This is a genomic window from Kitasatospora sp. Xyl93 (assembly GCF_055383135.1).
This window is the reverse complement of record NZ_AP029185.1, coordinates 3,958,425-3,983,178: the sequence shown is the minus strand read 5'-3', so window position 1 is coordinate 3,983,178 and position 24,754 is coordinate 3,958,425. Positions and strand designations below refer to the sequence as shown.

The window sequence follows — 24,754 nt, the reverse complement described above, 5'->3', positions numbered from 1 at the left end:
CCGAGCCGTTATGCGCGGCCCGAACGGATATCACGCAAACGGGCGAAATGCGCTGTGGGAGCTGGCGCTTTGTCGATTTGTTGCGGAAGGCTTTCCTCCGGCGTCGCAGCCCGCAGGTTTTCGTCTGGCCGACGAACCGTGCAGACCTTGATCGACCGTTGCCCGAAAAAGCTCCCTGGAGGCATCCATGGCACGCATCCACACCCGCCGATTGGCCGGACTCCTCCTCGCCGGCCCACTAGCGGCCGGACTGCTGCTGGTCGGTTCCGGTGCTGCCGCCGCGGACGAGGGCGCGGGCGCCGAGCCCTCCGCCAACGCCGGTGTGGTCTCCGACTCCGGGACCGGCAACGTGTTCGGCGGGGTCGACGGCAACCACGTCTCCACCCAGCAGACCGCCACCGGTTCCGGTGCCTCGAACCAGGACAACACCCTCGCGGTGAAGGACAACGCGGGCACCGTCCAGGGAGGTCAGGACAGCAAGAACGTCAACGTCGTCTTCGCTCCGACCTTCAACTGACCGACCGCCCGGCCGGGTGACGGCACCGGGCACCACACCACCACGGAAGGCGGGGGCGCCGGACGTGGGTGGCCGCGGGTGAGCTGAGCAGCCGCGGAAGGGCCCGGAGCGGATCGCGAAGGCCGGAACGGACACCGGGGTACCGACGCATCACACCAGAGGGAACAGCGCATTCGACCGGTCGGCGGAAAGGGTCACCGCGAAACCGGCCTCGTTGGGCGGTGCCGCCATCGGCACCGCCCACGAGCGTGTCCGGCGCCGGCAAGCCCTGCCACCGCCCGGCACCCGCCTCCGCCTGACCTCCCGCGCCCCGGCCCGGCCCCCCGCCCGGCCACCCGGAATCCCCGTCCGACCACCCCGGAATCCCCCGCCGACCGGCCCGGATCCGCCCACCGAGGGCCCGCGCCCGGAGCCGTCGGTGTACGGCGGTACGGTTGCGCTCCGACAGCGCACCCACGTGCCCGGGCCCGGATGGACCGGCCCGGCCGGGGCGGCGACCGCGGCAATCGGAAGGAAGGGCGCGCGATGGCGGCGGAGGAGGAGGGCCTGAGCGGCCCGGACGAGACCAGGCCTGCACCGGAGCCCCGGTCCGAGCCCGGTTCACCGTCGGCGGCGGAGGCACGCCCGGAGCCGCCGGCCGAGCCGGTCCGCGAGCGCCGGTCCGGCCCCCGGTCCGTCCCCGAGCTGCTGCTCGGCCGCCCGCCGATGGCCCGCCCGCTGCCGTCGTTCGACCACGAGGCCGCCCCCGCCGAGCCCGGCCCGCTGTTCGTGGACTGGCTCGCCACCGCGCTGCACGCCGGGGTGCTGGACCCGCAGGCCTTCACCCTCTCCACCGTCGACGCCGACGGCATGCCGGACGCCCGGGTGCTGGTGCTGCGGGACGTCGACGCGGCCGGCACCGGCTGGAACTTCTCCGCGGACGCCGACAGCCCCAAGGGCCGTCAGCTCGCCGACCACCCGGCCGCCGCGCTGACCGTCTACTGGCCGCAGCTGGGCCGCCAGGTCCGGGTGCGCGGCACCGTCGAGCAGGCCGCCGACGTGGTCGCCGCCGCCGAGTTCGCCACCCGCTCGCCCGCCGCCCGGGTCGGCGCGCTGGTCGGGCGGCAGAGCGAGCCACTGGGCTCGTTCGACGAGTACGACGAGGCGGTGGCGGTCGCCCGCCGCCGGCTGGAGACGCACCCGGACGCGGTCGCGTCCGGGCACGCGGTCTACACCCTGTGGGCGCACGAGGTCGAGTTCTGGCAGGGCGACGCCCAGCGCCGGCACATCCGGCTGCGCTACACCCGCACCGGCCCGGTCAGCTCCCCGGAGTGGTCGCGCACCCTGCTCTGGCCGTGAGGCGTGACACCGGTGGGGCCGGGACGACGGTGACGCCGTGACACCGGTGGGGCCGTGACGCCGGTGCAGCTGGTGACGCCGTAGAGCCGCGTAGGCCGTACGGCCCGCGCCGCGCGGCTACCGCCGCCCGGTCAGCGTGGCACCCACGCTGGCCGCGACCACGCAGCCGATCCCGGCCAGCTGCGGCACGCCCAGCAGCTGCCCCAGCACCACCAGCCCGACCAGCGCGCTGACCGCCGGCTCCAGGCTGACCAGCACGCTGAACACCCGCTGCGGCATCCGTCGCAGCGCGGTCATCTCCAGCGCGTACGGGATCACCGGCAGCAGCAGCGACACCCCGGCGACGGCGGCGAGCAGCCCGAGCGGCGAGGCGCCGGGCGCGGTCAGCCCGTCCCAGGCCTGGCCGAGCCCGAACGGCGCCAGCGTCAGCGCGCCGACCGTCATCGACACCGCCAGGCCCTGGAACCCCTGGAAGGCCGCGCCGACCTTGTCGGTGAACAGGATGTACGCGGCGTAGCAGGCCGCCGCCCCGAAGGCGTACAGCAGACCGACCGGGTCGAGCGACCCGCCGCCGTCCCCCTCGCCGAGCAGGGTCAGCAGCACCACGCCCGCGGCCGCGAGCAGCGCCCAGAGCAGGTGGCTGGCGCGCCGGGCGAAGACCAGCGCGACCGCGAGCGGGCCGAGGAACTCGATGGTCGCGGCGGTGCCCATCGGCAGCCGGTCGATCGCCCCGGCGAACAGGAAGGTCATCCCGGCCGAGGCCATGCCGAGCAGCGCGGCCGCGGCGAGGTCGCGCGGGCGCTTGTCGCGCAGCTTGGGCCGGGTGACGGCGAGCAGGATGACGGCGGCGAAGCCGAGCCGCAGGAAGGTCGTGCCGCTGACCCCGAGCGGGCCGAACAGCGGCTTGGACAGCGCGATGCCGGTCTGCACCAGGAACATCGCGGTCAGACAGAGAAGCGGCGCCGGGATCCGCTCCGGGCGCCGCAGGACCTTGCCGAACCGGCCGGTGGACCGACCGGGCCGGCCGTCGGGTGGCGCCGCGGAGCCGGACGCCCCACCTCGTCGCCAGCTTCCCCGCTCACCGGCAGGCTCGCCCTTGGGGGCGGGCGGCATGGCGAGGGCCTCGGCGACGGCGGCGGCCGACGACGAGGCGGAGGGGGTTTCGCTGGTATGGGAGGTGGGCATGTTCGTGAGTTTGCCGTAAGGAGTGATGAACGGGCAAGCTCGTTACAAAAATCGGGACGGATACGGACGGGTGCGTCCGAAAGGGTGGACCCGCGAGGGGGCTGCGGCGTGGTTGCCGCCGTCGTCCGACGGTCCGTCAGTATCAAGGCGGGATGCGCCATCTCCGCCCCGCCGCCCTCCTCGCAGCCACCCTCGTGCTCCTGCTGGCCACCGACGGGACGGGCGCGAACGCCGCGGCCGCCGCCCCGGCCGCCGCCGCCACCCCCCGCATCCGGGCCGTCACGCTGCCCGACCGGCCCGGCCCGCCCCGGGCCCGCGACATCTGGAGCGGCCCCGCCTTCGACGCCTGCACCGCCCCGCCGCTCGACACCCTGGCGGCCTGGCGCGGCACCTCCCCGTACGGGGCGGTCGGCATCTACACCAGCGGCTCCCAGCGCGGCTGCGCCCAGCCGCTGCTCACCGCCGAGTGGGTGCGCCAGGCGCGGGCGACGGGCTGGCGGTTCCTGCCGGTGCACGTCGGACGGCAGGCGCCGTGTGCGGACCCGAGCCGCAAGCCCGAGCGGATCGACCCGGCGAAGGCCGCCGACCAGGGCCGGGAGGAGGCGGGCGAGGCCGCCCGGGCCCTGCGCTCGCTCGGACTCGTCAAGGGCAGCCCGGTCTACCTGGACATCGAGGCCTACCCGGCGCACGACCCGGCCTGCGGCCAGGCCGTGGTCGACTTCACCCTCGGCTGGACCGCCGGCCTGCACGCCGCCGGCTACCGCTCGGGCTTCTACTCCAGCCTCGACTCCGGCATCGCGGACCTCGCCGCCGCCGCCCGGGCCGGCAGCTCCCCGATGCCCGACGCGCTCTGGTACGCCCGCTGGGACGGCCGGGCCGACACCGACGGCTCCGGCGGCCTCGCCCCCGACCTCTGGAGCTTCCACCAGCGCGTCCACCAGTACCACGGCAACGTCGAGGAGACCTTCGGCGGCGCCACCCTCACCGTCGACCGCAACCAGGTGGACGGCCCGACCGCCCGCTGAGCCCCGCCGGTAGGGTGGCCCCCGATCGAAGCACGGGGGGAACGGCATGGCGAACGGCCAGGGACACGGCGGCACCGGCGGGTACGGCGCGCCGCCGCCGCAGAACCCGTACGGACCGGCGCCCTACGGGCAGAACCCGTACGCGGCGCAGAACCCGTACGCGCAGCCGGTACCGCCGCCGCAGGCGTACCAGCCCCAGCAGCCGTACCCGGGCCAGCAGGCCCATCCGGTCCCGCAGCCCCGCCCGGTCCCGCAGCCCCAGCCCGCCGCCCGGTTCGGCGCCCCGCCGGCGTCCGGCCCGGGCGGGACCGGCGGCTTCCCCGGCCCGGCGCCTCGCCGCAACCGCCTCGCCGTGCTGCTCCAGTTCCTCCTCCAGTGGATCTACGCGCCGCTCTGGGTGCTCGGCCTGGTGCTCCTCTTCGTCGTCCTGATCCTCGCGGACTACAACGGCGGAGGCCCCAGCTCCGACGGCTGGCTGAAGGTCAACCGCGGCTTCATCCCGCCGCGCCGGCTGCGGGCCGAGCTCACCGGCCGGCCGGAGCACTGGGAGCGCTACGTCGCCCCGGTCCTGGAGCGCCGGATCGCCGCCGCCGAGGCGTCGTACGCGGCCGGCGGCGGCGAGGTGCAGCCCGACCTCGGCCGGGTGGTGGGGGTGCGGCTCGCCCTGCGGCTCTACCGCGGCCTCGGCGCGGCCGGCGTGGTCCGGCTCGCGGAGTCGCGCGGCTGGCACGGGGTGGCGTCCGGGACCGACGCCGGGCACGTCCGGCTCGCCCGCCACTTCCCGGCCCCGGCCACCCTGAACGCCCCCTCCCCGCACGACCCGCCGGCCGCCCCCGGCACCCCGTGGGGCCCGCAGCCGGTCCGCCCCGCACCGCTGCTGCCGTTCGTCTTCCTGCTGCAGATCGTCTACGCCCCGGTGTACGGCCTGCTCACCTGCTGGGTGAAGCGCCCCGAGCCCGACTACTGGGACCGCTGGGGCGCCCGCTGGACCGTCGGCCCGCGCGCCTTCCGCGCCGAGTTCACCAACAGCCCCGCCGCCTGGGACCGCCACATCCGCCGCATCCTCGAACGCGACTCCAACCGCACCCGCCCCACCACCACCCGCACCCCCGACGGCACCCTGGCCCTGCGCATCCACCTCAAGCGCGCCACCTACCGCGGCGCCGGCGCCCACCAGGCCCTCCGCATCGCCGCCGCCCAGGGCTGGACCCTCGACCCCGCCTACACCCCCGACCCCACCAACTCCCTCCGCCTCACCCGCCCCGCCGCCCCCACCCAGCCCTGACCGCCCCACCCGGGCGCGGGACGGAGGGCGGGCCCGGGGCGGAGCCGTGATCCGTGCAACGGGGACGGGATGCTGACAGCGGGGGGCGGGGGCGGCACAATCGGGCACGTCGGCGCGCATTACCGCCCGGTAGGTGCCGCAGGCGCAGCCGCCAGTGCCGCCAGGTCAAGGAGGACCCGTGTTCAGCACGATGCAGGACGTACCGCTCACCGTCGCCCGAATCCTGGAGCACGGGTCCACGATCCACGGGCGGTCGACCGTGACCACCTGGGACGGCACGGGGCCGGTGGTCCGGACCTACGCAGAGGTCGGCGCACGCGCCGCGCAGCTGGCCTGCGCGCTGCGCGACGAGCTGGGGGTGACGGCGGACGACCGGGTCGCCACCCTGATGTGGAACAACACCGAACACCTGGAGGCGTACCTCGCCGTCCCCTCGATGGGGTCCGTGCTGCACACGCTGAACCTCCGCCTGCCCTCCCAGCAGCTGTCGTTCATCGTCAACCACGCCGCCGACCGCGTGATCCTCGTCAACGGCTCCGTCCTGCCGCTGCTCGCCGCCGTCCTCCCGGACCTCGCGCCGACCCTCAGGCACATCGTGGTGAGCGGCCCCGGCGACCGCTCGCTGCTGGCCGGCTTCGCGGGCGGTGTGCACGACTACGAGGAGCTGATCGCCGGCCGGCCCACCGAGTACCCGTGGCAGCAGGACATCGACGAGCGGCAGGCGGCCGTGCTCTGCTACACCTCCGGCACCACCGGGGACCCGAAGGGCGTGCTGTACAGCCACCGCTCGGTCTACCTGCACTGCCTCCAGGTCAACACCGGCGACAACTTCGCCTTCACCCCGCGCGACACCGCGATGCCGGTGGTGCCGATGTTCCACGTCCAGGCCTGGGGCATCCCGCACGCGGCCTTCATGTCCGGCGCCAACCTGCTGATGCCGGATCGTTTCCTCCAGCCCAAGCCGATGGCCGAGATGATCGCCGCCGTCCGTCCGACCGTCAGCGCCGCCGTCCCCACCATCTGGGCCGGCCTGCTCGACGAACTCGACGCGGGCGACTACGACACCTCCAGCCTGCGCATGGTGGTCATCGGCGGCAGCGCCTGCCCGCCGTCCCTGATGAAGGCCTACGAGGAGCGCCACGGCATCCGGGTGCTGCACGCCTGGGGCATGACCGAGACCTCCCCGCTCGGCTGCTTCGCCCAGCCGCCGGGCGGTCTCACCCCCGAGCAGGAGTGGCCGTACCGGATCACCCAGGGCGTCTTCCCGGCCTCCGTCGAGGCCCGGCTGATCGGCCCGGGCGGCGAGCGGATGCCGCACGACGGCGTCTCGGCGGGCGAGCTGGAGGTGCGCGGCCCGTGGATCGCCGGGGCGTACTACGGCGGCGCCGGCCAGGACCCGGTCCGCCCGGACGACAAGTTCTCCGAGGACGGCTGGCTGCGCACCGGCGACGTGGGCACCATCACCGCCGACGGCTACCTGACCCTCACCGACCGGGCCAAGGACGTCATCAAGTCCGGTGGCGAGTGGATCTCCTCGGTCGAGCTGGAGAACGCCCTGATGGCGCACCCGGACGTGGCCGAGGCCGCCGTGGTCGCCGTCCCGGACGAGAAGTGGGGCGAGCGCCCGCTGGCCACCGTGGTGCTGCGGCCGGGCGCGACCGTCGGGCTGAAGGAGCTGCGGGCCTTCCTGGGCGAGCGGATCGCCTCCTGGCAGCTGCCGGAGCGCTGGTCGATCGTGCAGTCGGTGCCGAAGACCTCGGTCGGCAAGTTCGACAAGAAGGTGATCCGGGCCAGCTACGCGGCGGAGGAGCTGGACGTCACGGTCCTCGGCAAGGAATGACGGCCGAGGCGTGATCGCCGAGGAGTGACCGCCGAGGCGTGATCGAGGAGAAGGGCCGGCCGCCCCCGTTCCGGACAGGGGCGGCCGGCCCTCCGGCGTGCCGGGGTCAGCCCGCGGCGGCGACACCCGCCTCGCCCATCGCGCCGATCCGCCCTAGCAGGTCGACGATCCGGGACTGGACGTCCTCGCTGGTCGAGCGCTCGGCGAGGAACAGCACCGTCTCGCCGGTGCGCAGCCGGGGCAGTTCGCGGGGGTCGAGGTCCACCGAGGTGTAGACCACCAGCGGGGTGCGGTGCAGCCGGTCGTTGGCGCGCAGCCAGTCCAGCAGGCCGACCCGGCGGCGGCGGATCTGCAGCAGGTCCATCACCACCAGGTTGGGCTGGACGCTGCTGGCCCGGGCCACCGCGTCGTTCTCGTCCACCGCGTGCTCGACGTGCATGCCGCGCCGCTCCAGGCTGCTGATCATGGCGGCGGCGATGTCCGGGTCCCCCTCGACCAGCAGCACCCGCGGGGCGTGGTGCTCGCCGTCGCGCGGCGCGAGGGCGCGCAGCAGCACGGCCGGGTCGGCCCCGTACGCGGCGTCCCGGGTGGCCTGGCCGAGGCCGGCGGTGACCAGCACCGGGACCCGGCGGTTGAGCGCCGCGGTGCGCAGCGACTGCAGCGCGGTGCGGGTGATCGGACCGGTCAGCGGGTCGACGAAGAGGGCGGCCGGGAAGCCGGCGGCCTGGGCGTCCACCTCCTCGCGCGAGCGGACGATCACCGGCAGGTAGCCGCGCGACTGGAGGGCCTGCTTGGTGGCCGGGTCGGGCTCGGGCCAGACCAGCAGCCGACGGGTGTTGGCCAGTTCGCCGGTCGGGGCCGACGGCTGCTCGGCGGCGGGCCGCTCCTCGGCGGCCGGGAGCTCGGCGACCGGGCGCGGCGCGATCCGGGCGGCCTCGGCCGGTACGGGCGGCTGCGGCGCGGCGGCGGGCACCGGCGCCGGGCCGAGGGCGCGCGGCGGGGCCAGTTCGCCCAGGCCGGTGCCGACCGGGCGGGGGGCGGACGGCTCCTCGGCGGCGGGCAGCGCGGCCCGGGCGGGCGCCAGGGCGGTGCCGGGCGCGGGCTGGCCCTGGCCGGCCGGAGCCGAGGCGTTCACCAGGGCGTCCGGGCCGGGGCCCGGGGGGACGGCCAGCCGGCGGCGGCGTCCGGTCGGCGCGGCGGCGGCCGGCTCGGGCGGCGCGGGCGCGGGGCCGGCCGGCAGGGCGTGCTCCAGGCCGGGGTAGACCGGGGCGTCGGCCACTCCGGGCAGGGCGAAGCCGCCGGAGGAGTCCTCGGCGGAGGGCAGCGCGCGGCGGCGCCGGGGCTTGGTCTCGCCCGGGGCCTGCTCCTGGTCACCCTCGGCGGTCGGGGTGCCGCCGGTCGGGGTGCCGCCGGGCGGGGTGCCGTCCGGGACGGCGGGTGCGGGGGCCGGGCCGAGCGCGAGCGGCTCGCGCCCGGCGGGGCGGGTCGGCGGCTGCGCCCGGTCGCCGTCGACGGGCACGGCGTAGGCGGGGCCGGAGCGGCCGTCGTCCTTGCCCCACGGGTCGCTCTGGACGCCGTCCGGTCCGGCCAGGCCCTGGCGGCCGTACGCGGGGTCGTTGCCGGTGCCGTTCCACTGCTCGGGGACGGCCCGCTCGACCCGGGCGGGGGCGTTCGGCCACTGGTCGGCCGGAAGGTGGGGAGCACCGGGAGCACCGGGAGCGCCAGGGGCACCAAGAGCGCCGGGGGCGCCGGGAGCACCGGGGGCACCGGGGACGCCGGTGGCTTCGGGGGTGCCGGCGGAGCCCGGGGCCTCGGCGGCCGGGCGGCCACGGCGGCCGCGTCGCTCGGCGGGGGGCTCCTCGGCGGGCGCCTGCTCCGCCGCGGCGGCTTCCGGGGCCTCGGGTGCGGGCTGCTCGCCGGCCGTCGCGGGCTCGGCGGTCCCGTCGGTCCCGCCGCTGCTGGGCAGCTGCGGAATGCCCGGGAGCTCGGGCAGGACGGCGCTGTCGGTCTCCTTCGGCCGGTCGGAGCGGCCCCCGGCGGCGGCGCGCTCGGCGGCGGCCTTCGCGGCGGCCGGGTCCAGCGGCAGCTCGACGACGTACGTGGTGCCGGCCTTGCCGGGCAGCTCGTGCGGCTGGAGCACGCCGCCGTGGCGCTCGACCACCGTGCGGGCTATCGGCAGGTGGACGGGGCTGCCGCCGACACCGGGGCCGCGGATCTCGACCCGGGCGACCTCGCCCCGCTGGGCGGCGGCCAGCACGACGGTCGGCGGCTCGGGGGCGGGCGGCAGCACGGGCGCGGCGGCGCCGCTCAGCCCGGGCACGGCCAGGCCGGGGGAGGGGGCGGCGGGGGGGTCCAGCACCACTCCGACGCCGCTGACGTCGGCGACCAGGTGGGCCAGCGCCTGGGCCAGCCGCCGCTCGTCGGCGATCACCTCGACCGCGGCGGCGTGCACCGAGAACCGCACCCGGCCGGGGCCGACCAGCTCGCCGGCCTCCTCGACGGCCCGGCGGACCACCGCGTCCAGGCCCACCGGCACCCGCGGCGCGGCCTTCCGCACGCCCTTGCCGTCCTTGTCGTCCTTGGCGTCCTTTCCGGACTTGGACTCCTTGCCGTCCTTGGCCTCCGCGCCGCTCTCGCCGGCCTCGCAGCGCTGGTGGTCCAGCACGCCGTCGATCAGCTTCCCGAACCGGCGGCACTCGGCGGCCAGCCGGCGCAGCGTCCAGTTGGCCTCCGGCCAGAGCTGGCCGGCCGGGTCGGCGGCGAGCGCGTCGAGCCGCTGGTTCAGCGCGTTCAGCGCGCCGCCCAGCTCGCTCTCCAGGACGGCGGTGAGGTGCTCGTTGCGGGCGATCAGGGCGAGTTCGCGGCTGCGGTCGGTGAAGGTCATCACCGCGCCGACCAGCTGGTCGCCGTCCCGGACCGGGGCGGTGGTGAGGTCGACGGTGACCGGCCGGCCGTCCTTGCGCCACAGCACGGTGCCGCGCACCCGGTGCTTGCGCCCGGAGGTCAGGGTGTCCAGCAGCGCCGACTCCTCCAGCGCCAGCGGGGTGCCGTCGGCCCGGGAGTGCTGGATCAGCGGGTGGAGTTCGCGCCCGCCGAGCTCGCTCGCCCGGTACTCCAGGATGTGCGCGGCGGCCGGGTTGACCAGCACGCAGCGGCCTTCGAGGTCCACGCCGAGCACGCCCTCGGCGGCGGCGCGCAGGATCATCTCGGTCTGCTTGTGCTGGCGGCGCAGTTCGGCCTCGACGCCGAGCCGGCCGGAGAGGTCGCGGACCAGCAGCAGGAGCAGGTCGGAGGAGGAGGGCGAGTTCTCGCGGTACGAGTCGTACGGGGAGCGCGCGTAGCCGCGGCCGTCGCCGTCGTCGGCGAAGTCGTTGCCGGAGACCTCGACCGGGAACGTGGTGCCGTCGGTGCGGTGGGCGGTCATCCGGACCGGGCGGTCGAGGGCCTCGCCGTCGCGGGTGGCCGGGCGCATCGAGCCGGGGATGCGACTGGGGTCGAACTCGGGCAGCAGACCCAGCACGCCCATGCCGACCAGTGAGGTGCCCGGCGCCTGCAACGCCTGGACCGCCGCGCTGTTGGCGTCCACGACGGTGCCGTTGCTGTTCACCAGCAGCAACGCGTCGGGCAGGGCGTCGAGTATGGCGGCGAGGCGAGCAGCGCCTCGGATCGGCCTGCTGCTCACGTCGACAGGTCTCCTCGGCTCGGGGCAGCTCCTCCGGAGACGGCAGTATCTCATTCTTCTTTGCGGCGGGGACGACCCGCCTAGTAACGTTGGCGGTGGTTGGTGCCGAGCCCCACGGTTGTGGCATCATCACTGACACACGGAACGGGTCCGCTCGCGCGGGCATGGTCCATGTGGGGAGGCTTCGCCTAGTCCGGTCTATGGCGCCGCACTGCTAATGCGGTTTCGGGGTTATTCCTGATCGAGGGTTCAAATCCCTCAGCCTCCGCCAGTCGGGAGCCCCCGTCGACGATCTCGTCGGCGGGGGCTCTTCGCGTTCCCGGGCAGGATCCGGGGCGGCCCGGCGGATGGTCGCGGGCGGGCCGGCGGGTGGGCCCGGGGTGCGGGCCGGGGGCACCGGGGAGGGCTCCGGAGGGGGCCGGAGGGGGCCGGGCGGGGCCCGGATCAACCGATTTCGTCCTACGCCGCAGGTCATGTAATGTTGTCCCCGCAACGCCCCGGAGACAACGTTCACCAGGGCGAGCGCTCATAGCTCAACGGATAGAGCACTTGACTACGGATCAAGAGGTTGCAGGTTCGAATCCTGCTGAGCGCACCAAACTCCGCAAGATCGGGTTCGCCCGTTCCTTGCGCTCATAGCTCAACGGATAGAGCACTTGACTACGGATCAAGAGGTTGCAGGTTCGAATCCTGCTGAGCGCACCATAGAGAAGCCCCCGGCCACCGGCCGGGGGCTTCTCCCTTTTCCCGGGATGCCCGGCCGGCGATTCGAACAGCGCCCTGCGGTGGATGGGCCCGTCCCGGGAGCAGGGGTCGCCCGGATGGGTCCGGAGGACCCGATCCCGCGTCCGTTCGGGTGGTGCCGATTGCCGCCTAATGGATGAAATGCAGCTGTTTCGGGTACATCCCGTCCTGCCGCCCGGAAGCCCGCCGAACGGGTGGGACACGGCCATAACCACAGGTGTCGCAGTATGACCGGCTCAGGATCGTGATTCCTTTTTGTCGGATCTTGTGCAGACTGCCCACCACCCGGCAGCCGACCGCGAAGGAGAGCCGGATGAGCCGACAGTTTTCCCGTACGGCTGCCGCCCTGGCCGTCCTCGCGACCGGGCTGCTGACCACGTGGAACACCCCCCTCGCGGCGGGGCTCCCCGCTGCCGGCCCCGCCGGCGGCACGCGGCCGGGAGCCCCCGCGCGGTCCTCCGGTCCCGCGTCCGACCGCCCCCGGCCGGAGATCACCGGGCCGGTCGACGGTGCCGTCCTCGCCGACGCCCGGCCGCGGATCCGCGGCCGGGGCACGGCGTCCGGCGCCACCGTGGAAGTCCGGGAGGGCGGCACCGCGCTCTGCACGGCCGCGGCGGGGCGCGGCGGCGACTGGTCCTGCCGCCCCGACAAGGAGCTGGCCGCCGGTCCGCACGTCCTCACGCCGGTGGAGACCACCGGCGGAGGCGTGGTGCTGCGCGGCGAACCGGTCAAGGTCAGCGTGAAGACCGTGCCGCCGAGCGCCCCCACGCTCACCGTCCCCGCCCACACCAACGACCCGGGGCTGCGGCTCACCGGCACCGGCGAGCCGGGCAGCACCGTCATGGTGGTCGACCAGGGCTCGGCCGACGACCTGTGCATCACGGGGGTGCCGGCGGACGGCCGGTGGTCCTGCCTGCCGGTCGAGAACCTGACGGACGGGAAGCACCTGCTCACCCCGGTCGCGGTCGACGCGGCGGGGAACCGGACGGCCGGACCGTCGGTCGCGCTGGTCGTCGACACCGCCCTGCCGGCCGGGCCGGTGCTCACCTCGCCGGCCTCCGGGGAGACGGTGCGGGTCAGTCGGCCGAAGCTGGCCGGCCGGGCGGATCCGGGCGTGGACGTGCTGGTCACGGCGCGGGCGGTGGCGGGCTCGGAGCAGCAACGGCGGACGGTGCTGTGCGGGGCGACGGCGGCGTTCGACGGGAGTTGGACCTGCACGGCCAACCGGGACCTGGCGGACGGGGAGCAGTGGCTGACCGTCACGGCGACCGACCGGGCGGGGAACGGGGTCTCGGGGGAGGCGGTGCTGGTGCGGGTCGCCGCGGCGAAGGCGGTTCCCGCGCCGGTGGCTCCGAGTGCGGTGGCCTCGTCGGCGCCGAGCCCGGTGGCCGCGAGCCCGACGCGGTCGGCCTCGGCCCGGCCCAGCCCGTCGGCGGCGCCTTCGGAGTCCGCGAAGGCCGGTCCGAGCGCCGCGGCCTCCCCGGCGGCCGTCGCGACCACCGTGCCCGCCGCGTCCGCCGCCTCCACCCGGCCCGTCGGCCCCTCCCCTTCGACCGCCGCGGTCGTCTCCGCGACCCCGGCCACCGCTGCCGGCGCCTCGCCGACGGCCGTCGCCGCGGTGGAGCCCGTGCCCGAGCCGGCCGGAGCCGTCGGCCTCGTCGGACTCGCCGGGTCGGCCGGGGGCGCGGGCCGGCCGTTGGCGGCGCCGCCGGCGCAGGCCGCGCAGGGTGCGTCCGGACGGCCCGGGGAGGCCGGCTGGCGCGGTGGACTCGCCGGAGTCCTGCTGGTGCTCACCGGTCTCGGCCTGATCACCCGTCGGGTGGTCGCCCGCAGGCCCGGTGCTCCTCGGCGCTGAACCGCGCCGAACTGTCCCGACCATCCGTTCATGTGCCTGCGCGTCAGGTCAGCTTTGGATGATTCGTCAGTAAATGTCGACACACCTCGGTCAAATGTCGCATTTGATGACCTATGAACTTAGCCTGACCCTGGCACTGCCCGTCAGATCCGGGCCGCCCGTTGCGCGACACACCGACCCAGAGGACCCGTGCATGGACGTCACCCGCGATTCTTCGCAGCGACCCGACAACCCGCCCAAGGCGCTCCCGCCGGCCCTGCCGGAACGCTCCGGTTCCAGCCCCCTGGCCAGAGCCACGGCCGTCAGGACCGTCAAGCCCGGCGGCCCGGCCGACAGCGGACCGGCGACCACCCCGCTGGCCGTCGTCCCGAACCCCTCGCCGGGTGCCCCGGCCGACCTGCCCGATCCGCTGGAGACCGGCGCCCCGGAGACCGTCGAACTCCTGGACGCGACGACGGTCGGCGCCCCGGCCGCGACCACCTCCCGGCGCCCGCCGCGCGCCGACCAGGCGCTGCGCGAGCAGCGCGCCAACGCGGTGCCCGGCTGGATCGCCCTGCTGGCGGTGCTGATCGGCGTGGCCGGCGTGCTGTTCGTCCTGCTGCGCACCGGCGTCATCCCGTACTGGGACGCGCTGCCCGACCTGCGCGGCGCCGCCGCGAGGAGGAGCGGTCTGGTCGAGGTGGACGCGCAGTGGATCGCGTCGGCGGCCGCGGCCGGCCTGCTGGCGGTGTTCGCGCTCGCCGGGCTGCTGGCCAACGCGGGCGGCGAGACCCGGGTGCTGACCCGCTGGGGCCGCTACCGGGGCACCGTCCGCCGGACCGGCCTGGTCTGGGTCAACCCGCTGCTGCGCCGCCGCCGGGTGGACGTGCGGCTGCGGCACTGGCGCAGCGAGCCGGTCAAGGTGGTGGACCGCACCGGCACGCCGATCGTGGTCCGGCTGCTGATCGTCTGGCGGGTCAAGGACACCGCGCGGGCGCTGCTGGCGATCGCGGACCACGAGAGCTACCTGCGCGAGCAGGTCCAGGCCGTGCTCACCCGCACCGCGTCCATCCTGCCCTGTGACAGCAACGCGGCGCCCGGCCCCGCGCTGCGCGACGGGCAGTGGTTCGCCGACGAGTTGACCAGGGCGCTGGCAGCCGAGGTCGTCCCGGCCGGCCTGGAGGTCTACTCGGTGCAGCCGCTGGCCCTGGACTACGCGCCCGAGGTGGCCGAGTCGATGCGCCGGCGCCGGCTGGCCGACCTGGACGCGGGCCTGCGCACGGTGCTGGTGGACGACGCGGTGGAGGCGGCGGCGCTCGCCGTCCGCCGTCTGGAGCGGGCGACCGCGCACGAACTGGACGAGGCCGCCCGCAGCGCGCTGATGGAACAGCTGCTGGTCGCCTTCGTCGCCCCGGCCGGAGTGACCGCCTCGGTACCGCCCCCGGCCGTCCGTGCCGGACGGAAGGAAGGACGATCCGCATGAGGACAGCCACCGGCGCGTACGCCGAACCCGCCGTCACCGGCGGCGCGCTCGGGACCGGGGACGACGATCCCGGTCTGATCGGCTTCGAGGAGAGCCTCGGCAGTGCCCCCGCGATCGCGGGCTGCGGCTGCCCCGACTGCGTCGTCCGGCCGCGCACCGCCCGCTCGGCGCCGGCGGCCGGCGGCGGCCGAATACACCGGGCCGTGCGGAGCACCTGTCTGGCCACCACCGTGCTGGCGGGCGCCGGCGTCGTCGGCCTGACGGCCGGTGCCGGATCCGCGCACGCCGCGGCCGGGAAGCAGGGCTGGGACGGGTCGAAGTACTGGTTCAAGAACGGCTCCGGCGAGTGGCGGTGGACCAGCCACCACGACGTCTACGCGAGCCGCACCGGGCAGTCCGGCGGCTCGGCCGGCCCCACCGCCCGGACCGTCTCCAACGGCTCGGCCTCCTCCGCCGGGATGCGCCAGGGCTGGGACGGGTCGAAGTACTGGTTCAAGAACGGCAGCGGCGAGTGGCGCTGGACCAGCCACTACGACGTCTACGCGAGCCGCACCGGGCGGAGCGGCGGCGGTCCGGCCCAGGCCCCCGCGCCCCCCGCGAGCCGTCCGTCGTCGAACTCCGCCCCGGCCTCCGGGAGCACGGAGTCGGCCGTCGACTACGCGCTCGCCCAGCTCGGCAAGCCGTACGTCTGGGGCGGCAACGGCCCGTCCGGCTACGACTGTTCGGGGCTGGTCCAGCAGGCCTACCGGCGCGCGGGGATCAGCCTGCCGCGGGTGGCCGACGACCAGTACGCGGCGACCACGCCGATCAGCGCCGGGCAGCTGCGCCGCGGCGACCTGGTGTTCTGGTCCGACAGCGGCCGGGCGTCGGGCATCCACCACGTGGGGATCTACCTGGGCGGCGGCAAGTTCGTGGAGGCGCCGCGGCCGGGCACGACCGTCCGGGTCTCGACGCTCAGCGCGGGCTACTACCCGACCCACTTCGGGCGGCCGTAGCCGCGGGAACGTGACGGGCCCCCGGCGGCGCGATGCCGCCGGGGGCCCGTGCCGCGGCCTCAGGGCAGTTGCGGCGCCGAGCAGCCGTGGCGCTGGGCGGAGCGGGTGGCGAAGGTGCGCAGGGCGTCCTTCTCCAGCGCCGGGTCGGGCGCGGCGGCCCGGTTCCCGTCGAACACGGTGTCCACCGTGAAGAGGGCGGTGCCGCCGCCGGGGCAGGCGGCGGTGGCCCAGGCCAGGCCGTCCCTGCCGCCGGCCGGGCCGGTGACCGGGTAGTCGGCGACGGCGGGGAGGCGGTTCGCGAACGGCGGGTAGTACGCGCCGAGGCGGAAGCGCGGGGCGTCCTGGCCGGCGTACAGGAAGCAGTCCTCGACGGGGGCGTCCGGATCGGCCGGCGACTCGTTGACGGTGCCGGACAGCCCGGCGCAGGTGCCGCTCGCCGCGCCGTCCGGGACCTTGACGTACCGGGTGTCCGCGGGGACGTCGGTGATCTCCGGGCCGGAGGGGGCGGTGCAGCCCCAGACCCGGGCGGCACCGTCCGCGGCGCGGGCGGCGATCCGGGCGAACCGGGCGCGCTGGGCCGGGTCGTCGAGGAGGCGGTCGCCGCCGGCGGGGACGGTGTGGACGGTGACCAGCAGTCCTTCCTTGCCCTGGCCCGGGCAGTCCAGGGCGGTCACGGCGGTCGCGCCGGCCCGGCCCTGGAGGTCCAGCACGCCCCGGCGGCCGTGGCCGAGCGGCATCACCATGCTGGTGGCGAGGCTCGGGCGGTCCCGGCCCAGCGTGTGCAGCGCCGTGCCGACCCCCTCCGCGCCCCGGTCGATCCGGACGTCCAGGTAGCCGTTGCCGGGACTCCCGGCGTCGTCCACGGAGCAGGCGGCCAGGCCCTCGGGCGCCCCGGCGTCCTTGCCGCGCACCCGGTCCGCCCCGAGCAGGGCCCTGACCTCGGCGGTGTCCACGCTGCCGTGGCAGAGCCCGGCCAGCGAGCGGCCGTCCTGCCAGCGGTCGTACCCGCCGCCCAGGTAGAACACCGCGCCGGCGGCGAGGACCAGCCCGACGGCGGCGGCGACCGGGAGCCGCCACCGCCGACGGGCCCCGCGCGGTTCCGCGGGCTCGGGCGTCACTTGTTCTCGCCGCCGCGGCCGAGGGCGGAGGCGGCGTCGCTGCGACCGGTGTTGTAGATCGTCCGCATCTGCTGCTCGTCCCAGTCGACGGCGGGGGCGTCCGGGTTGAGGCCGGCCCGCTGCTGCTGCCACTTCTCGACCATGGCGCTGATCCCCTCGTGTCCGCTGCGGCCGTTGGCACCGGTGAGGGTGTTCTCCTCGATCTTGCCGGCCGCGGTCGCGTTGATCTCCTCGGTGGCGTTCATCTGCCACCCCATGATCCCGCTGCCGAGCAGGCTCTGTGCCACGTCCGCCACGCCGGGGACCGGGACCAGCTTCAGGGGGGTGCCGATGCCCTGGTACATGCCCTTGGCCCGCCAGGCCGCGACCTTGGTGTCGTCGTCGCGCTGGTCGAGGATGGCGTCCGCCTGGACGGCGTCGTACACGCCGAGGGCGACCGAGGAGTTGGCCATCACGCCCTTCCACTCCTTCTCGCTCACGTTCGGCGGGAGCTCGGCGAGCTGCTGGGCGACGTGCACCATCTCGGCCTGCTGGACGATGTGGTGGGACTCGGGGTCGTCGGCGACGCCGCGCAGGACCCGGATCAGGGAGCCCTTGTCGGTGGCCATCCTGGTCTCCCCGGTGACCGGGTCGACCCAGACGCCGCTGGCGTCCTCGCCCGAGTGGTCCTTGGCGGCGCGGTTGGAGCCGGACAGGATGTCGTGGGTGTCGGCGGCGTAGTCGGCGAGCGCGTTGGCGATCGGGCGCTGCATGCCGGCCGGGAGCCCCTCGTCCTTGATGCCGCCGTCCAGCATGTTGATGGAGTCGCGCATCACCCGGGCCTGGGCCTCGGTGTGGTGCCGGACGCCGTCCTCCTGGCCCGCCCGGTCGCCGGTGGCGGCGGCCTCGATGGCCAGGCCCAGCGAGTGCTTGTCCTGGACGTACTTGGCGTGGCGGTCGATCTCCTCCGGCCAACGGCGGTCGTCCACCAGGTACTTCAGGTTGTCGTTGGTCCGGGGGTCGCCCGGGTCCAGGAAGCGGGTGGAGGCCTGCGGGTTGTGGCTGAGGGACTCCAGGAAGCCGCCCACGGCATCGCCGCCGCGGCCCTCGGAGAGGTAGTCCCACCTCGGCTGGGTGGAGTCGGGCGACCAGAGCCCCTGCGGGGTCGTCTGGGCGCTGCGCTCGAACTTGAGCAGACTGTCGCCGTAGGAGTTGAGGAAGTCGGTGTCGTACTCGCCGGAGCGCATCAGGCTGCTCATCAGCTGGTAGCCCCGCGGCAGCGGGCCGCCGTGCTCGCGCGCCACGAGCTGGGGACCGAGCTTGATCATCTCGTTCTCCCAGTCCTGCATGGCCTTGGAGTGGCTCTGGGTGGCGGTGCCCAGGGTCACGCCCAGCGAGGTCTGGAGCTTCTTCATGGCCTCGTTGCGTTCCTTGCTGTACCCCCCGGGGAACTTCGTCGGGTCGTTGACGTCCCGCCAGAAGTCCAGGGTGCCGCGCGGGCCGAGCGTGGTGGCGAACTGCTCGGCGAACGCCGGATCGCTCTTGCGCTTCTCCAGCAGGGAGTTGAGCCTGGTCAGCTCCTCGACCGAGAGGTCGCCGCCCTTTCCGGCCAGGGCGAGCGCGTCGGAGAGGTCCTTGCGGGCCTCGGTGGCCTCCTTGAGGCTGTGGTAGCCGTTGGCGTTGAACGAGTGGTCGTTCGCGCCGTTCGGGTCCGAGCGCAGCGCCCAGGCGGCGGCCTGGTCCGCGTCGGCGGCCTGCTGGAGCGCCGCTTCGAGGCTGTGGACCAGGTTCTCCACCGCGCGCTTGCGCTGGGGCAGGAAGACCGTCTGGTAGTCCGGGTCGTGCTGGGCGGTCCTGTCGGTGAGCAGCGGGTGGACGTCGGTGACCTTTCCGGTGCCGTCCACCTTGAGGTGGTCGGCCGGGCCGTCCTCGTCGGCGATCTTCTTGAGCAGGTTCTGCGCGGCGGTGAACTGCTGGGCGGCGTCGGCGAGAAGCCCGGCGATGTCGGCGGACTCCTTGCCCGCGGCGTCGAGCTGCTCGGCGGCCTTCTGGATCTGGGTACGGGCCTGGGTGGCGGCCTCGCCCTCCCAGCCGGCGGCCAGCTTGTTGGCGACCTCGCTGGTCAGCCGGTCCTTCAGGCCGACGTAGCGGGCCTGGAGCGTCTTCCACTCCTCGGCGGCCGCGTGCAGCGGCTCGATCTTGGCGTTGCGGACGATCTCGTAGCTCAGCACGGTGGTGGCCCCCTCAGTTCCCGCCGGACAGGTTCTGCTTGTTGGCGTTCTCGGTCGCCGTGTACTGGTCGGCGGTCTTCCGCAGCCGCTCGGCGATGTCGTAGAGGAGGTTGCCGAGCGTGGAGACCTGGCTGTCCCAGCGGATGGAGCGGTTGCGCAGTTCCGGGCCGGTCTGCCAGCTGGTCAGCGCGCCGTAGGCGGCGGTGGTCTTCTCGTCGGCGGTGTCGTCGACGGTGTGGAAGTTGCCCTTGATCTCGTCGACGGTGCCGGCGCGCGCCTTGAGGTCGGCGGGGCTGACGGTCACCTTGCCGCCGCCCCCGCTGCCGCCCGCGGAGTTGAGTTGCAGGCCCGCGTACCGTTTCCGGTCCTCGTCGTCGAACAGACCGTCCCAGGCAGGATTGTCGGCCAAAGCGTCCCCCGTGTCGGCGTTGTGCGAGTGAAGTCTTGATGCGTGCTTGATGGTTCATTGACCATGACTTGTCACCGTGCCCGATGGTTCCCGGACGGGCGGACGCGTCCGGACCGCCGCAGGCCGCGAACCGGGCCCCGGGCGGGGCGGGTTCGCGGCCTGCGGTGCACGGCACGGTGTGGTGCCGGTCGGGCTCAGGCGGAGGCGGCGTCCAGCAGGGCGGTCTGCTCCGGGGTGAGCTCCAGGGTGGCGCCGGCCAGCAGCGGCGGGAGCTGCTCGACGGTGCGGGCGCTGGCGATCGGGGCGGCGACCGTCGGCCGGGCGGCGAGCCAGGCCAGGGCGACGGAGGCGGGCTCCACCTCCAGCTCGGCGGCGACGGTGTCCAGCGCCTCCAGCACCTTGGGCCCGCGCGGCTCGGCCAGGTAGCGGGCGGCGCCCTCGGCGCGGGCGCTGTCCACGCCCTCGGCGCCCGGGCGGTACTTGCCGGTCAGGAAGCCGGACGCCAGCGCGTAGTACGGGACGGTGGCCAGGCCGTGCTCGGCGACCACGTCCGCCAGCGGGCCCTCGAAGGTGTCGCGGGAGACCAGGTTGTAGTGCGGCTGGACGGCGACGTACTTCGCCAGGCCCTCGCGCTCGGCGAAGGCCAGCGCCTCGGTGAGCCGCTCGGCGGAGATGTTGGAGGCGGCGACCGCCCGGACCTTGCCCTCGCGGACCAGCTCGTCCAGCGCGGTGACGAACTCCTCGACCGGGGTGTCGTCGTCCCGGTGGGTGTAGTAGAGGTCGATCCGCTCGACGCCCAGGCGGCGCAGCGAGTCCTCGGCCGCGGCCTTGATGTTGGCCGCGCCCAGGCCGCTGCGCCCGGCGAGCATGCCGACCTTGGTGGCGATCACGACGTCCTCGCGGTTGCCGCGGCTGCGCAGCCAGTTGCCGAGGACCGTCTCGGACTCGCCGCCGGTGTTGCCCGGGGCCCAGGAGGAGTAGACGTCGGCGGTGTCGACGAAGTTGCCGCCGGCCGCCGCGTAGGCGTCCAGGACGGCGAAGGACTGCTGCTCGTCGGCCGTCCAGCCGAAGACGTTCCCGCCGAGGGAGAGCGGGAAGACGGACAGGTCGGAGGTGCCGAGGCTCACCCGGCTGTGGGTTCCGGTCATGGTGGCAGTCAACCCGATCGCGCGGCCGGGCATTCCGTGAACCGCGAGGTCTTCACGAGGCTGTCGTACCGCTGTCGCACGTGGGGGTGGTGTGTCCCGCGCGACGGGGGTCCGGGGTGTGCCCGAGGTGGGCCGATTCGTTAGAGTCCGTGCCATGGCTGACAACGACTACGACCCCGCCGGCAGCACCCAGATGTTCCGGGCGTTCGTCGACGAGAGCCCGGCGCCCCAGGCACCGGGCTCCGTCTCCACCTACGGCAGCAGCAAGGGCGGCAGCCGCACCGGCGTGATCGCGCTGGTCGCCGTCGTCGCGCTGGTCGTCCTGGGCGGCGTCATCTGGCTGGCGGTCAAGTGACCCTCGCGCGGGTGACCCGGACGAGGGTCACCCGCGCGACGGACGCGCGGCGCGTCAGCAGGGCTTGCGCCAGGCGTTCAGTTCGAGCTTCTTCTGCATCGAACTGAAGCCCAGCGACTTGGCCTTGCCGCAGAACTGGCCCGTGTCGAGCTTGTACTCGACGTGGAAGACCGCCTTGCCCGCCTTCACGAAGGGGGCGACCCGCTCGCACTCGTCGAACTGCGCGCACTCCTCGTTGACCGCGAAGTCGAAGTCCGCGAGCAGCGCCGGGATCTGGTCCAGGTCGTTCTTCAGGCCGATGGCCAGGCCGCGTTCGTGGGCGAGCTGGGCCAGCATCCGGTTGTACCTGAGCTGGTCGTCCGGGGTCAGCGGGAAGCCGCTGTTCTGGTTGTAGGCCTCGATGGTGTCCGGCTCGACGGCGTCGAAGCCCTTGCTCCTGCACATGTCGAAGCGGGCGGCCATCAGCGGCCTCAGCTGGTCGAGCTTGCGGATGTCGAACCACTTCTCGCCCTTCCAGCCGGTGTCCGAGCCCTGGAGGGACTTGGCGAAGGCGGCGGAGTCGGGGCGGAAGTCCTCCCAGGAGCCGGCGTTGATGTAGCAGATCACCTTGCGGCCCTTGGCGTGCAGCGCGGCCACCACCGAGGCGTCGTTCTCGAAGCCGTCGATGTCGTAGACCGGGACGTCCACCGACTGGTCGACGCCGCCGCCGAGCTGCCACTGCCAGGCCAGGCCCGGGGTGGGCTGCCAGCGGGCGCCGGCCGGCGGCGGTGCCGGGTTGCCCGGCGGGGTGCCGGTTCCCGGCGGGGTGGCGGGCGGCGGGCCGCCGCCGGGCGTGCCCGGGGCGGTGGTGCCCGGGGTGGCGGGCGCGGGGGCCGGGGTGCCCGGGGCGGCGGTGGTCGCGTCCGGGGTGCCGGGGGTGCTCGGCGCGGTGGCCGCGGGGGAGTTGCTCGGGGTGCCGTCGGCCGGGTCCTGGTCGTCCTCCGATCCCGAGCTGCTGCACGAGCTGACCAGCAGGGCGGTGGCGGTGGCGAGGGCCAGGGCGGCCGGAAGTAGCCGGTTGCGGCGGTTCACGGTAGTCGGACTCCGGATCGGGTCAGGTCAGTTCGGCGGCGTTCAGGCCGTACGGCAGGGTGCGCCAGGGGTTCTCCCCGGCTCCCGGTACGGCGCAGCCGACGCCGGCTCGCCGGGCGGCGATCAGGGCGGCGGCGTCCGGGGCGTGCTCGGCGGGGACGTCGTAGACCAGGTGGCAGAAGCGGGAGGCCGCGTGCCGACCGGTCCACAGCGGCAGCGTCATGGTGCGGTAGGCGTCCCAGTCGCCCTCGAAGGTGACCAGCAGGTCGGCCAGGCCGACCTCGGCGTAGCCCGGGTCCGGGTGCTCGCCGTGGCCGAACACCACGGTGCCGCAGCCGGCCGCGCGGGCGGCCGTGGCCAGCCGCCGGTAGTGCGCCAACGCGCCCGGGTGGGTGCTGACCTGGTCGAGGTAGACGCCGGTGATGCCGTGCCGCTGGCGGTACGTCAGGATGTCCGCCACCACGGCCGCGTGCGGTCTGCGGCCGTAGTCGGTGTCGGTGTAGCCGACCAACGGCAGGCCGGCGGCGCGGAGTTCGTCCGCCGCCTCGGCGAAGACGTGGTCCGGGACCTCGCCCGGGCCGTCGGCGAGGTTGAGCACGACGGCGGCGATCCGGGCGGGGTCGGCGGCGGCGACCGCCCGCCAGGCCGCCGGGTCCACCGCGGGGTGGACGTACAGCGGCACCAGCAGGCGGCCGTCGGGGGTCTGCCCGGCGGTCATGCGACCACCGGGTCGGGGGTGGGGGCGGCGGTGCCGAGCCACAGGTCGCGCAGGGTGTCGGCGAGGTCCGTCTCCGGCCGCCAGCCGAGCTCCCGGGCGGCGGCCGACACGTCGGCCTGCTGCCAGGAGACCGCGGCCGAGCGTTCGGAGCCCGCCCCGCTCTCGTCGATCCGGCCGGTGAAGCCGGCCGCGGCGACCAGCCCGTCGGCGATCGCCCGGACCTGCCGGGCGTGCCCGGAGGCCAGGTTGAGCACCCGGGGGAGCGGACGGTCGGCGGTGACGGCCAGGCCGACCGCCTTCGCCACGTCCCGGGCGTCGACGAAGTCGCGGTAGGCGGAGAGGTCGCCGACCGTGACCACGCCGTCGGCGCCCTCGGGCGCCACCCGGCGCAGCTCGGCGGCCAGCCGGCCGGGCAGCGAGCCCGCCGGGGCGCCGGGGCCGACCGGGTTGAACACCCGCAGCACCACGGCGTCCAGCGGCGAGCCGGCCACCGCGAGCGAGCCGGCCAGCTTGGTCGCGCCGTACACGCCGACCGGGCGGGCGTCGGCGTCCTCGGAGAGCGACTCGCCCTGCGCGCAGACGCCGTACTCGCCGGCCGAACCGATGTGCACCAGACGGGCCTTCGGGGCGCCGAGGGAGAGCGCCTCGCAGAGCACCGCCGGGCCGCGGGCATTGACCTCGGCGAGCTTCACCGCGCTGCCGGCCACCGCGCCGGCGAAGTTGACCACCGCGTCGGGGGCCAGCGCGGACAGTTCCTCGCCGAGCGGGCCGGCCTGGGTGGTGGCCAGGTCCAGCCGGAGGTCGTGGGCGGGCCGCCGGCCCGCGGTCAGCACGGTGGCACCGGGCAGTGACCGCAGGACGGCGGCGGCGTGACGGCCGAGGAAGCCGTCGCCGCCGAGGAGCAGTATTCTCACGCGGCCCGTCCGTCGCTCTCGACGCCCGCGGCGGCGGGCTCGGCGTCCTGGTCGTCCGGCGCGGTGCGGGCGGCCGGGATCGGCAGCTCCGCGACGCCGGACGTGATGCCGGTCGACTCGAAGGGCATCAGGACCGGGCGGATGGTGTTGAACTCGGCGTTGGCCCGGTCGTAGTCGTCGGGCCGGCCGATGTCCAGCCAGTAGCCGCCGAACTCGTACGCGGACGGCGGGGTCCCGGCGGCCAGCAGGTCCAGCACCAGCTCGTCGAAGCCCAGTGGCAGGCCGGGGGTGTACTTGGCGAGCGCCGAGCGGGAGACGCCGTACACGCCCATCGAGACGCGGTAGTCGATGCTGGGCTTCTCCTGGAAGCCGGTGATGCTGCCCTCGGCGGTGGTCAGCACACCGAAGTCGATCTTGACCTGCCGGGCGTAGGTGGCGATGGTCAGCGGTGCGTCGGACGCCTCGTGGTGCTTGAGCACCCCGGCGAAGTCCAGGTCGGTCAGGATGTCGCCGTTCATCACCAGGAAGTGCTCGGGCAGGCGGTCCTGCATGGTGAGCAACGGGCCCATGGTGCCCAGCGGGCTGTCCTCGACGGCGTAGCCGACCCGCAGGCCCCACTGGGAGCCGTTGCCGACGTAGGCGCGGATGATGTGGCCGAGGTGGCCGATGGCCAGGGTGACGCTCTGGAAGCCCGCGGCGGCGAGCTGGCGCATCACGATCTCCAGGATCGCGTGCTGGTCGCCGATCGGGACGAGCGGCTTGGGAAGCGCGGTGGTGTACGGGCGGAGACGGACGCCCTTACCGCCGGCCAGGATCACTGCGTGCATGGTGTTTCCCCCACGGAAAGGATGTGCAGGACACGAACCTTGGTTACCAGGACGAG

18 protein-coding genes, 3 tRNA genes and 1 pseudogene are annotated in these 24,754 nt (G+C 75.0%); 12 read left to right on the top strand and 10 right to left on the bottom strand.

Annotated elements, in window-relative coordinates; translation table 11 throughout:
• Nucleotides 1-187 precede the first annotated feature (187 nt).
• Both ACZ5GH_RS17780 and ACZ5GH_RS17775 read left to right on the top strand, forming a co-directional pair.
• Nucleotides 188-517, top strand: coding sequence for a hypothetical protein (locus ACZ5GH_RS17780; protein ID WP_387752236.1), 330 nt, complete (start codon nucleotides 188-190; stop codon nucleotides 515-517).
• 525 nt (nucleotides 518-1,042) lie between these two features.
• Nucleotides 1,043-1,855, top strand: coding sequence for a pyridoxine/pyridoxamine 5'-phosphate oxidase (locus ACZ5GH_RS17775; RefSeq protein WP_387752238.1), 813 nt, complete (start codon nucleotides 1,043-1,045; stop codon nucleotides 1,853-1,855).
• A gap of 117 nt (nucleotides 1,856-1,972) precedes the next feature.
• Here the strand turns inward: ACZ5GH_RS17775 and ACZ5GH_RS17770 are convergent, their stop codons facing one another.
• Entirely contained in the window at nucleotides 1,973-3,040 is a 1,068-nt protein-coding gene (locus tag ACZ5GH_RS17770) for an EamA family transporter (protein ID WP_464334726.1), read from the bottom strand.
• A gap of 152 nt (nucleotides 3,041-3,192) precedes the next feature.
• Here ACZ5GH_RS17770 and ACZ5GH_RS17765 point away from each other — a divergent pair, with 152 nt between their 5' ends.
• The 3 genes from ACZ5GH_RS17765 (at nucleotide 3,193) to ACZ5GH_RS17755 (ending at nucleotide 7,190) form a co-directional block, all read left to right on the top strand.
• A complete protein-coding gene (locus ACZ5GH_RS17765; RefSeq protein WP_387752244.1) occupies nucleotides 3,193-4,065 on the top strand; it encodes a glycoside hydrolase domain-containing protein in 873 nt (290 codons plus the stop codon).
• Between the two features lie 46 nt (nucleotides 4,066-4,111).
• Nucleotides 4,112-5,350, top strand: a complete 1,239-nt coding sequence (locus ACZ5GH_RS17760) for a hypothetical protein (protein WP_464334725.1) — start codon at nucleotides 4,112-4,114, stop codon at nucleotides 5,348-5,350.
• A gap of 178 nt (nucleotides 5,351-5,528) precedes the next feature.
• Entirely contained in the window at nucleotides 5,529-7,190 is a 1,662-nt protein-coding gene (locus tag ACZ5GH_RS17755; protein WP_464334724.1) for a long-chain fatty acid--CoA ligase, read from the top strand.
• A gap of 106 nt (nucleotides 7,191-7,296) precedes the next feature.
• On the opposite strand, the gene ACZ5GH_RS17750 is transcribed toward ACZ5GH_RS17755, so the two are convergent.
• Complete coding sequence (locus ACZ5GH_RS17750; RefSeq protein WP_464334723.1) at nucleotides 7,297-10,872, bottom strand: hybrid sensor histidine kinase/response regulator; 3,576 nt, start codon at nucleotides 10,870-10,872, stop codon at nucleotides 7,297-7,299.
• Nucleotides 10,873-11,049: 177 nt separating this feature from the next.
• Here ACZ5GH_RS17750 and ACZ5GH_RS17745 point away from each other — a divergent pair.
• The 6 genes from ACZ5GH_RS17745 to ACZ5GH_RS17720 all read left to right on the top strand — a co-directional run bounded on the left by ACZ5GH_RS17745 (nucleotide 11,050) and on the right by ACZ5GH_RS17720 (nucleotide 15,928).
• Nucleotides 11,050-11,143: transfer RNA gene (locus ACZ5GH_RS17745), tRNA-Ser, on the top strand.
• A gap of 251 nt (nucleotides 11,144-11,394) precedes the next feature.
• Nucleotides 11,395-11,470, top strand: a tRNA-Arg gene (locus ACZ5GH_RS17740).
• A 31-nt stretch (nucleotides 11,471-11,501) separates the two neighbouring features.
• Nucleotides 11,502-11,577: transfer RNA gene (locus ACZ5GH_RS17735), tRNA-Arg, on the top strand.
• 352 nt (nucleotides 11,578-11,929) lie between these two features.
• Nucleotides 11,930-13,471, top strand: coding sequence for an Ig-like domain-containing protein (locus tag ACZ5GH_RS17730; protein ID WP_464334722.1), 1,542 nt, complete (start codon nucleotides 11,930-11,932; stop codon nucleotides 13,469-13,471).
• A 193-nt stretch (nucleotides 13,472-13,664) separates the two neighbouring features.
• Nucleotides 13,665-14,933: an SPFH domain-containing protein gene (locus ACZ5GH_RS17725; RefSeq protein ID WP_464334721.1), complete on the top strand. Its 1,269-nt coding sequence runs from the start codon at nucleotides 13,665-13,667 to the stop codon at nucleotides 14,931-14,933.
• Nucleotides 14,930-15,928, top strand: coding sequence for a C40 family peptidase (locus ACZ5GH_RS17720; protein ID WP_464334720.1), 999 nt, complete (start codon nucleotides 14,930-14,932; stop codon nucleotides 15,926-15,928). The genes ACZ5GH_RS17725 and ACZ5GH_RS17720 overlap by 4 nt, the downstream gene beginning before the upstream one ends.
• A 59-nt stretch (nucleotides 15,929-15,987) precedes the next feature.
• Here the strand turns inward: ACZ5GH_RS17720 and ACZ5GH_RS17715 are convergent, their stop codons facing one another.
• From ACZ5GH_RS17715 to ACZ5GH_RS17700, 4 genes are all read right to left on the bottom strand, one after another.
• Nucleotides 15,988-17,046 carry a hypothetical protein gene (locus ACZ5GH_RS17715; RefSeq protein ID WP_387752261.1) on the bottom strand — a complete coding sequence of 353 codons (1,059 nt, stop codon included), beginning with the start codon at nucleotides 17,044-17,046 and terminating at the stop codon, nucleotides 15,988-15,990.
• Nucleotides 17,043-19,256, bottom strand: coding sequence for a PPE domain-containing protein (locus ACZ5GH_RS17710; RefSeq protein WP_387752264.1), 2,214 nt, complete (start codon nucleotides 19,254-19,256; stop codon nucleotides 17,043-17,045). Before ACZ5GH_RS17710 ends, ACZ5GH_RS17715 begins: the two co-directional genes overlap by 4 nt.
• Nucleotides 19,257-19,269: 13 nt before the next feature.
• Nucleotides 19,270-19,665: a WXG100 family type VII secretion target gene (locus ACZ5GH_RS17705; protein WP_387752267.1), complete on the bottom strand. Its 396-nt coding sequence runs from the start codon at nucleotides 19,663-19,665 to the stop codon at nucleotides 19,270-19,272.
• Between the two features lie 194 nt (nucleotides 19,666-19,859).
• Nucleotides 19,860-20,813 (bottom strand): aldo/keto reductase, encoded by a 954-nt coding sequence (locus ACZ5GH_RS17700; protein WP_387752269.1) that lies wholly within the window; start codon nucleotides 20,811-20,813, stop codon nucleotides 19,860-19,862.
• Between the two features lie 154 nt (nucleotides 20,814-20,967).
• On the opposite strand from ACZ5GH_RS17700, the gene ACZ5GH_RS17695 reads away from it, so the two are divergent.
• Nucleotides 20,968-21,168, top strand: a complete 201-nt coding sequence (locus tag ACZ5GH_RS17695) for a hypothetical protein (RefSeq protein ID WP_387752272.1) — start codon at nucleotides 20,968-20,970, stop codon at nucleotides 21,166-21,168.
• Between the two features lie 54 nt (nucleotides 21,169-21,222).
• Here the strand turns inward: ACZ5GH_RS17695 and ACZ5GH_RS17690 are convergent, their stop codons facing one another.
• The 4 genes and pseudogenes from ACZ5GH_RS17690 to ACZ5GH_RS17675 all read right to left on the bottom strand — a co-directional run.
• A complete protein-coding gene (locus ACZ5GH_RS17690) occupies nucleotides 21,223-22,239 on the bottom strand; it encodes an endo alpha-1,4 polygalactosaminidase (protein WP_464334719.1) in 1,017 nt (338 codons plus the stop codon).
• Nucleotides 22,240-22,261: 22 nt separating this feature from the next.
• Nucleotides 22,262-22,957: a spherulation-specific family 4 protein gene (locus ACZ5GH_RS17685; protein ID WP_387752278.1), complete on the bottom strand. Its 696-nt coding sequence runs from the start codon at nucleotides 22,955-22,957 to the stop codon at nucleotides 22,262-22,264.
• Nucleotides 22,954-23,871, bottom strand: a complete 918-nt coding sequence (locus ACZ5GH_RS17680) for an NAD-dependent epimerase/dehydratase family protein (RefSeq protein WP_464334718.1) — start codon at nucleotides 23,869-23,871, stop codon at nucleotides 22,954-22,956. Before ACZ5GH_RS17680 ends, ACZ5GH_RS17685 begins: the two co-directional genes overlap by 4 nt.
• A gap of 125 nt (nucleotides 23,872-23,996) precedes the next feature.
• Nucleotides 23,997-24,698 (bottom strand): annotated as a pseudogene (locus ACZ5GH_RS17675) (nucleotidyltransferase family protein); the annotation flags it as partial.
• Nucleotides 24,699-24,754 lie beyond the last annotated feature (56 nt).

Bases quoted from the DNA above. Each gene is read 5' to 3' on its own strand.
- ACZ5GH_RS17780 (WP_387752236.1), top strand. From the start codon at position 188: ATGGCACGCATCCACACCCGCCGATTGGCCGGACTCCTCCTCGCCGGC.
- ACZ5GH_RS17775 (WP_387752238.1), top strand. From the start codon at position 1,043: ATGGCGGCGGAGGAGGAGGGCCTGAGCGGCCCGGACGAGACCAGGCCT.
- ACZ5GH_RS17770 (WP_464334726.1), bottom strand. From the start codon at position 3,040: ATGCCCACCTCCCATACCAGCGAAACCCCCTCCGCCTCGTCGTCGGCC.
- ACZ5GH_RS17765 (WP_387752244.1), top strand. From the start codon at position 3,193: ATGCGCCATCTCCGCCCCGCCGCCCTCCTCGCAGCCACCCTCGTGCTC.
- ACZ5GH_RS17760 (WP_464334725.1), top strand. From the start codon at position 4,112: ATGGCGAACGGCCAGGGACACGGCGGCACCGGCGGGTACGGCGCGCCG.
- ACZ5GH_RS17730 (WP_464334722.1), top strand. From the start codon at position 11,930: ATGAGCCGACAGTTTTCCCGTACGGCTGCCGCCCTGGCCGTCCTCGCG.
- ACZ5GH_RS17725 (WP_464334721.1), top strand. From the start codon at position 13,665: ATGGACGTCACCCGCGATTCTTCGCAGCGACCCGACAACCCGCCCAAG.
- ACZ5GH_RS17720 (WP_464334720.1), top strand. From the start codon at position 14,930: ATGAGGACAGCCACCGGCGCGTACGCCGAACCCGCCGTCACCGGCGGC.
- ACZ5GH_RS17700 (WP_387752269.1), bottom strand. From the start codon at position 20,813: ATGACCGGAACCCACAGCCGGGTGAGCCTCGGCACCTCCGACCTGTCC.
- ACZ5GH_RS17695 (WP_387752272.1), top strand. From the start codon at position 20,968: ATGGCTGACAACGACTACGACCCCGCCGGCAGCACCCAGATGTTCCGG.
- ACZ5GH_RS17685 (WP_387752278.1), bottom strand. From the start codon at position 22,957: ATGACCGCCGGGCAGACCCCCGACGGCCGCCTGCTGGTGCCGCTGTAC.